This window comes from uncultured Nitratireductor sp., from assembly GCF_913053745.1.
Classification (GTDB): domain Bacteria; phylum Pseudomonadota; class Alphaproteobacteria; order Rhizobiales; family Rhizobiaceae; genus Nitratireductor.
Map to the genome: position 1 here is coordinate 1 of NZ_CAJXGF010000188.1, position 7,476 is coordinate 7,476.

At 61.5% G+C, this 7,476-nt stretch carries 8 protein-coding genes; 2 read left to right on the forward strand and 6 right to left on the reverse strand.

Annotated elements, in window-relative coordinates; translation table 11 throughout:
• The 6 genes from QZ638_RS21115 to QZ638_RS21140 all read right to left on the reverse strand — a co-directional run.
• The coding region (locus QZ638_RS21115) for an NAD(P)H-dependent oxidoreductase (protein ID WP_295814130.1) at positions 1 to 347 on the reverse strand (347 nt) is incomplete at its 3' end.
• Positions 348 to 402: 55 nt separating this feature from the next.
• Entirely contained in the window at positions 403 to 1,563 is a 1,161-nt protein-coding gene (locus QZ638_RS21120; RefSeq protein ID WP_295814133.1) for an isovaleryl-CoA dehydrogenase, read from the reverse strand.
• Positions 1,564 to 1,576: 13 nt separating this feature from the next.
• Positions 1,577 to 2,185 carry a TetR/AcrR family transcriptional regulator gene (locus tag QZ638_RS21125; RefSeq protein ID WP_295814135.1) on the reverse strand — a complete coding sequence of 203 codons (609 nt, stop codon included), beginning with the start codon at positions 2,183 to 2,185 and terminating at the stop codon, positions 1,577 to 1,579.
• Positions 2,186 to 2,463: 278 nt separating this feature from the next.
• A complete protein-coding gene (locus QZ638_RS21130) occupies positions 2,464 to 3,018 on the reverse strand; it encodes a cysteine hydrolase family protein (RefSeq protein ID WP_295814138.1) in 555 nt (184 codons plus the stop codon).
• Positions 3,019 to 3,037: 19 nt separating this feature from the next.
• Positions 3,038 to 3,670: a LysE family translocator gene (locus QZ638_RS21135; RefSeq protein ID WP_295814140.1), complete on the reverse strand. Its 633-nt coding sequence runs from the start codon at positions 3,668 to 3,670 to the stop codon at positions 3,038 to 3,040.
• 37 nt (positions 3,671 to 3,707) lie between these two features.
• The gene (locus tag QZ638_RS21140) at positions 3,708 to 4,901 is read right to left on the reverse strand and encodes an MFS transporter (protein WP_295814142.1); all 1,194 of its coding nucleotides are present in this window, start codon (positions 4,899 to 4,901) and stop codon (positions 3,708 to 3,710) included.
• Between the two features lie 303 nt (positions 4,902 to 5,204).
• On the opposite strand from QZ638_RS21140, the gene QZ638_RS21145 reads away from it, so the two are divergent.
• Together QZ638_RS21145 and QZ638_RS21150 are read left to right on the forward strand one after the other, a co-directional pair.
• Positions 5,205 to 6,026 carry a M55 family metallopeptidase gene (locus QZ638_RS21145; protein WP_295814145.1) on the forward strand — a complete coding sequence of 274 codons (822 nt, stop codon included), beginning with the start codon at positions 5,205 to 5,207 and terminating at the stop codon, positions 6,024 to 6,026.
• Between the two features lie 240 nt (positions 6,027 to 6,266).
• Positions 6,267 to 7,337, forward strand: a complete 1,071-nt coding sequence (locus QZ638_RS21150) for an imelysin family protein (RefSeq protein ID WP_295814148.1) — start codon at positions 6,267 to 6,269, stop codon at positions 7,335 to 7,337.
• Positions 7,338 to 7,476 lie beyond the last annotated feature (139 nt).

The following is a 7,476-nucleotide window of genomic DNA, read 5'->3' on the forward strand; positions in this document are numbered from 1 at the left end:
CGACAAATGGAGCTCTCCTCGCCAAGCCAGATTGGCGAGCCGACGACGAGAATGTCGGCTTTGCGCACCTTTGGCCAGATTTTTTCCGGCCAGTCGTCGATCTGGGCTCCCTCTTCGCGCATGTCCGGCGAGACACCGAAAGCGATGTCGAAATCCGCGGCGCGCAGATAGTCGGTTTCCACCCCGCAGCGATCCATGATGGCAATCGAATCGTGCATCAGGTCTTCTGTGTGTGACGTGGCTCGGTCACTCGGTTTCAATGTGGTGTTAATGAACAGCGCGTTGAGACCGGAAAAATCGATCGTGCTTTCGGCGGCAAGGCGTTCCTGCAGGTCGTTGAGCGGCATGATATCATTCCTCGCTTGTTCAAACGAGGTCAACGCACGGAAAGAGACATCGTTCTCAAGCTTCCGACATCATCTCGCGCCCGATCAGCCAGCGCCTGATTTCGCTCGTTCCCGCCCCGATCTCATAAAGTTTGGCGTCGCGCAGAAGGCGTCCGACGGGAAATTCGTTCACATAGCCATTGCCGCCCAGAAGCTGGATCGCGTCCAGGGCGGTCTGGGTCGCCTTCTCGGCGGCGTATAGAATGCAGCCTGCTGCGTCCTTGCGGGTGGTTTCGCCCCGGTCGCAGGCAGATGCCACCGCATAGACATAGGCCCGGCAGGCGTTCATTGCCGTGTACATGTCGGCGAGCTTGCCTTGAACGAGCTGAAACGAACCGACCGGCTGGCCGAATTGCTCACGCTCGCGCACATAGGGCGCTGCCACGTCGAGGCAGGCGGCCATGATGCCCAAGGGGCCACCTGCCAACACCACGCGCTCGTAATCGAGCCCGGACATCAATACGTTGACGCCCTTGCCTTCTTCGCCCAACACATTCTCGAATGGCACCTCCACGTCCTCGAACACCAGTTCGCCGGTGTTGGAGCCGCGCATGCCGAGCTTGTCGAGCTTTTGTGCCACGGAGAAGCCCTTCGTTCGGCTCTCTATGATAAAGGCGGTGATGCCGCGCGGCCCGGCATCGGGTTCGGTTTTGGCATAGACGACCAGCGTGCCGGCATCAGGTCCGTTGGTAATCCACATCTTGGATCCATTAAGGACGAAGCGGTCGTTGCGCTTCTCCGCCCGCAGTTTCATCGAGACCACGTCGGAACCGGCGCCAGTCTCCGACATTGCGAGCGCGCCGACGGTCTCGCCCGAGCAAAGGGCGGGAAGGTATTTGTCTTTCTGCGCATCGTTGCCCCAGCGGCGGATCTGGTTCACGCATAGATTGGAATGCGCGCCGTAGGAAAGGCCGACAGACGCCGAGGCACGCGAGATCTCCTCCATCGCCACCACATGCGCCAGATAGCCGAGGCCCGAGCCTCCATAATCGGGGTCGACCGTCATGCCGAGAAGGCCGAGCGCGCCCATTTCCTGCCAGAGATGGGCGGGGAATTCGTTGCTCTCATCGATTTCCGCCGCAAGCGGTGCGATTTTTTCCCGTGCAAAGCGCTGCGCCATATCACGCAGCGCCTCGATGTCCTCGCCAAGGCCGAAACTCATCGATCCGGTATACATCGGTCTCCTCCGGTCAAGCGTCCGCGCCGACAAGACGCATGGTCATGTTGTGATAGTTAGCGGCCACCTCGTCTTCGGAAAGCCGCAGTTCGGGACGGAACCAGACGATCACGCCGGTGATCATCTGGATGATCGCCATGGCGGTCAGCGCTACATCGTCGATTCGGAACACACCGGCGCGTTGGCCGTCGGCCAGTATGGCGCGCAGTTCGCTCTCATACTGGCTCCGCAGCGCAAGGATGTGGTTGAGACGCTCTTCGGAAAGGCTGCGTAGCTCCAGATTGCTCACATGTGTGGCGTCGCGTCGTGCCAGGTGAAAGCGGATGTGATTCTCAACGAATGTAGCGAGGCGTCCTGCCGGCGTCTCTTGGTTGGAGCCATATGCAGGACGCGCTTCCCCCCAGGAAGCGATAAGATGCTCCATATGGTCGCGCATGAGCGCGTGAAGCAGTTCTTCTTTGGTGGGAAAATAACGATAAAGCGCTGCCGGTTGTACACCGACCTGTGCTGCGAGCTGGCGCATGGACATGGCTTCGAAACCGAGGCGCGCGATGAGGGCGAGCGCCGCCTCGCGGATCGCCGCTTCCGTCTTCTCGCCGTCCGAGCCTGTTGTACGTGCCATAGCGCCTCCTGGTGAATTAATAAAACGAACGTTCAATTAATTCAAGCGGCGTGAACACAGCGCACCAAGGCGTTGGAATGCGCTAATCGGGAAAGCATACAGAGACGAAACCGCCTGGACGGGACAGAAGCACGTATGCCGATGCGTTGATGCTGGGGTGGGAAACCGGGAAAACCGTCCCCATTCTCCTTACCGTCGCGCCCGGTTGACACAGGCGGTCTCGTTATGAGGAAAACGTCGTTTGCTGCGTGAGGTTCCGAAGCAAATAATCGCGCGGGTCAGATCGACGACAGAACGCCTTGCGTTGTCACGACCGTGCAAAACTCGAAGCCAAGTGTTGCCACATGCGCACGGTGCACGTCTTCGGCGGGGAGGGTGCCGCCCTTGCCATCCGGCAAGTCGAAGCAATCACAGGCATCCTCCACCAGCACCATCTCCCAACCCATATTCGCGCCAGTGCGCACCGTGGTCGATACGCACATATCCGTCGAGATGCCACAGGTGACCACCTTCTGTGCGCCGAGCCTGCGTAGGCGCAGGTCGAGATCGGTTCCGATGAACGAGGCGTTGACACTTTTGGTGACGAGCGGTTCGCCGGAAAGGGGCTCGAAACCCGGACGCATCGCATGGCCGGGCTCGCCAGGACGAAGCGTGGAGCCGGGCTCGACGGAATCGTGTCGCACATGGATCAGCGGACGTCCCGTTTCGCGCCACCTGGCGAGCAGCGCGAGACCGTTCTTGTCGACATCCCTGTTCCACCGCCGCGGCCAGGGGGCGTTGTCGAACGCTTGCTGGTAATCGACGAGCAAAAGAACGGCGCCGTCAAAATCCATTGTGTGAACCTTTTCAGAATCAGGGAGTTACGGGATTGCGTGCGTCGGCGAGAATTCGACCGCCGATAGCCACGAAGCACACGCCGGCTGCGCGTTCGATCCAGTGTTGCAGGTGTTGGAAGCGGTGGATTATCGGTGCCGAGGACATGAACAGGCTGACAATGCTGTACCAGACGAGGGAACTTGCAACCACAAGAAAGACCATCAGCCCCATGAGCCATAGCGGTGTGGCTTCGGTGACAGCGGTGGCGAACACGCTCGTGAACAAGACGATCGCCTTCGGATTGGTCGATGTGACGAGAAAGCCGAACAACAACGGGTTGCCGCTGGGCCGGTCGTCGCTTTCTTCCATGTTGAAAGCGGCTGGTTTGGCGAACAGAAGCTTGAAGCCCAGATAAATGAGATAGCAACCGCCGAGAATCCGCACGGCCCAGGCAAGCCATTGATATTCCATAAGGATAGCGGAAAGACCCGCTAGGCTCAGCGTGGCATAAACGCCAAGGCACGCCGAAACGCCGAGCGTGGTCCAGAGACCCGCTACGGTGCCGCGCGTCATCGACGAGCGTACAACGGCGATGAAATCCGGGCCCGGCAACATCAGTGCGGGGATGAAAACGGCAAACACACCGATCAGAGCGACAAGCGGAGCCATGGCTCCTCCGTGACTTTGGAATGAGTTCGGTTGCATGCTAACGCTGCGAGGGCATCTCGCAAGAGCCATCGTCGTGTGTTTTCGCCTTCTGCTGGACCAACGCGTCGAGCAGGAAAAGGCCGATCCCAAAGGCGAGGCCGGTTGCGAGTACAGCACCTGCCGCGATCAGGCTCGATGTTTCGAAAGCGAGGGCCGCGAGCGAGAGGATTGCGAGCAGTGCCAGATTGTTGGCGCTTTCCGACAATGCAAGAGCGAAGGCTTTTCCCTTATCCGCCCGGCGAGCGATCAGCGCTGTGCTGGCGGGAGCCGCGAAGCCGAGCGCAACACCCCAGCCTGCAAGGCACGTAAGGGCGCCGGATAGCGGTAGGGGCAGGAACAGGAAAGCCGCGAAGCTGAGTGCGAGCATGAAGACGGCGATGATCAGCAGTCGTTCATCGCTGCCGAACACGCGTTTGAAGAGACCGGTCGAGAGATTGCCGACCGCCAGTCCGATACCGAAAGCGGCAGTCGACAGGCCGGTCTGCAGAGTGTCGACCTCGAAACGATGACGCAACATTTCGCCGCTCAGACCGAACGCGGCGACGGCAGCGCCATTCCATAGGGCCTTGGCCACAAGAAGCAAGAGAAGCTTACGTCCAAAGCCGTTGAAAGCAGGGGGCGCGGACGAGGAGGGGGGCGTTGCCTCCACCGTCAGCGCGCCGCTGGCTGGAAAAAGCAGCAAAATGCAGCCGACGGCGCTTGCAATGAATGGTGCGCGCCAATCGAAAAACTGAGCCAGCAGGCCTGCCAGCGCCGGCCCGGAGGCGATGCCTGCCGTCATTCCAAGCATAACGAACCCCATGGCCTGAGAATGCCGGGCTTCGGGCAGGCGGTCGGCGATCAGTGCGAAAACCGCAGGGATGAGAGCGGCCGCCGCAGCGCCGCCGAAGATGCGAAGCACAATGGCAACGCCGAGCGTGGGGGCGAATACCACGGCGAGGCCGTCTGCTGCGAGAAGCGTGAGCGCGGCAAGCAACAGCCGCCGCCTGTCGAGCCGATGCGCGGCAAGCCCGATCAGCGGCGCTCCAAAGGCATAAGCGAGCGCGTAGCCGGAAATCAGCCAGGCGGCTTCGGCGGGCGCGGCGTCGAAAGCCGCGCCTATGGGCGTCAGCAAGGGTGCGATCATGAATTCGGTTGCGCCGACGAAGAAAACGGCCAGCGCAAGCACTGGCAGCAAAAGCCGTGAAGGCATGGATAACTCCATGAGTAAAACTCGGGATGACGCTGCTTGGAGCGCACAAGAAGGAGAAAAGGGGGGAGAAAGCACTGCAGCGCGGGCACAATTGCGTTGCGCTGGGTCACGGAAGGCTGGAAAACGGTGCTTTTCGCGCTTCGCGGATAAACCGCTGGAGGCTTACTGCCTTAACGCTGCGTCCCTATGTGGCATGCAGCGTCTCCTCTTGCAAGCTCTGGCCCGGCCTCTCTCCGGTCGTGGAACTGGAAAAACTGCGGCTATTCAAGTGGAATGCGGGCGTTTCACAGCAAGGACGTTCACATGCATATCTTTATTTCGGTCGACATCGAAGGCGTGGCCGGGGTCAATGAAGGCCTCCAGGGACAGCGCGGCAATCCCGAATATGAGGTCGCAAGACGCCTTATGACGGAAGAGGCGAACGCCGCCATCCGTGGCGCGTTCGCCGGCGGCGCGGATACGGTAACGGTGGCGGATTCGCATGGGCCGATGCGCAACATGATCGTCGATCAGCTCGATCCGCGCGCGCGCGTCGTCTCCGGTCGTGCGCGACCTCTGTCGATGATCGAAGGAATACGCGCCGACCATGCCGGCGCCGTGCTGATCGGTTATCACGCGGCCGCGGACAATTTCGGTGTGCTGGCGCATACGATCAGCGGTCTCGCTTTTCGTCGTATCGAGGTGAATGGGGTGCGCGCGGGGGAACCCACGCTTTTCGCCGGTCACGCGGCGGAAATCGGCGTTCCTCTGCTCGCGGTCAGCGGCGACGACCGCTTGGAAGCCGAGATTGCCGAACAGTTTCCGGCTGCCCGTTCGATCACCGTGAAACGGTGCATCAGCGCTATCGCATCGGAAAGCCTGTCGCCTGACGAGGCGCGAGAGAAGATCGAACAGGATGTGTGCGAGGCGGTGCAGACGGCCGCCGACACCGAAGTGAAAGCTCCATGCACGCCGCCGCTCACCGTCGATATCGGCTTTGGCAAACAGCTTTTCGCCGACGCGGCCGCGCTCATGCCATTCGTTGAGCGCACCGGCGCTCTCGATGTGCGCTTCGTCGCCAAGAACCACGCTGAAGCGATCGGCGTTCTTTCCGGCTTCTCTCTCATGGCATCGGCTCTTGCCTGAGTGAAGAAGCGGTGCCGAACGAGCCATGGCAGGCGAAACCCGTGGCCGACCATGATGGGTTCCTTTTTCGATCTCTGCGCGATCAACTTTTGCCGAACGGTGCCGCTCGCCCTTGTCGTTGTTCTTTCGGGGCGGTAAGCCCAACGAGGAGGCCGGATTTCGGCCCCGGCCAGCCCTCGCACATCTCCTCTCCCTTCGGTGCGACAGCCAGCAATACCAGTCCTGGTTACGGAGACTTCGATGCTAGCGCGCTTTTCACGATGCGTTGTGATCCTGAGCCTTTCAGCCTCGCCCGCGTTCGCACAGAGCGAGGCGGACACGATCGCTCCCGATATTGGTCGCCGGGTTTTGGAGAATTATGTCGTGCCGGCCCTGGCACGCTTTCGCGAAACGAGCGGTGCATTGGCTGTCATTCTGAACGAGGTTTGCGCTGCGTCGGCCGGCAACAAAGGCGACGCGGTGCAAGCGGGTTTTGCCGACACGCTTTCGGCCTGGGCGCATGTCTCCGTTTTACGGTTCGGCCCGCTGGTGGCGGAAAACCGCTTCGAACGTGTTTTCTTCTGGCCGGATCCGCGCGGTGTAACGCTGCGCCAGGTGCAGGGTTTGCTCGCCTCCGAAGATCCTCTGCCGGACGATCTCGCCGACCAGAGCGTCGCGCTCCAGGGGATGCCGGCGCTGGACTATGTGCTCTTCGGCACCGGCGGAGAGGCGCTGGCGGACGATGCCAGACGTTGCGCCTATGCAAAGGCGCTGGCGGACAATATCGCCGACGTCGCCGAGGCCCTTGAGGGCGCGTGGGCGGAAGGAACCGCTTTCCGGACATCCTTCACGGCGCCGGCTGCCGACCGCGATCCCTATCGCTCCACGGCGGAAGTGGCCGGCGAAGTCGTCAAGGCGGCGGGGACGGCGCTGGAATTCACCCGCAATGCAGAGCTCCTTCCGGCACTCGGCGACAGCGTGGAAAAGGCCCGTGGCAAACGGGCGCCCTTCTGGCGCAGCGGCCAGACCTTCTCCTTCGCCGCCGCCCAGATCGAGGGCGTGCAGAAGCTTATCGCCGCGGCCGGTTTCGTCGACGGTCCGTCCGATTTCGTCAACGGCTATGGAGGCAGCATGGATTTCGACCTGTCTCACGCGCGCGACGCGCTGGAGGCGGTGAAAACGAAACCGGAGGCGGCCTTCTCGCAGGAGGAGGATCGCGGGCGCATCTCTTACGCGACCATTGCGATGGAAGGGGCGAAGCACACGCTCAATGGCGAGCTTTCGGGTGCGCTGGGACTGGTGATGGGGTTCAATGCACTCGATGGAGATTGACCGCCGAACATTTCTGGCCCTCGCCGGTACGGCAGCGATGTTCGCGCCAGAGCGCGCAAGCGCCGCAGAGGAGGCGTTTTTTCTGGGTGCGCGGCTCAATGCCGGCGCTTTCGAGGCGGCGGTGATCGATGCGGCGGGG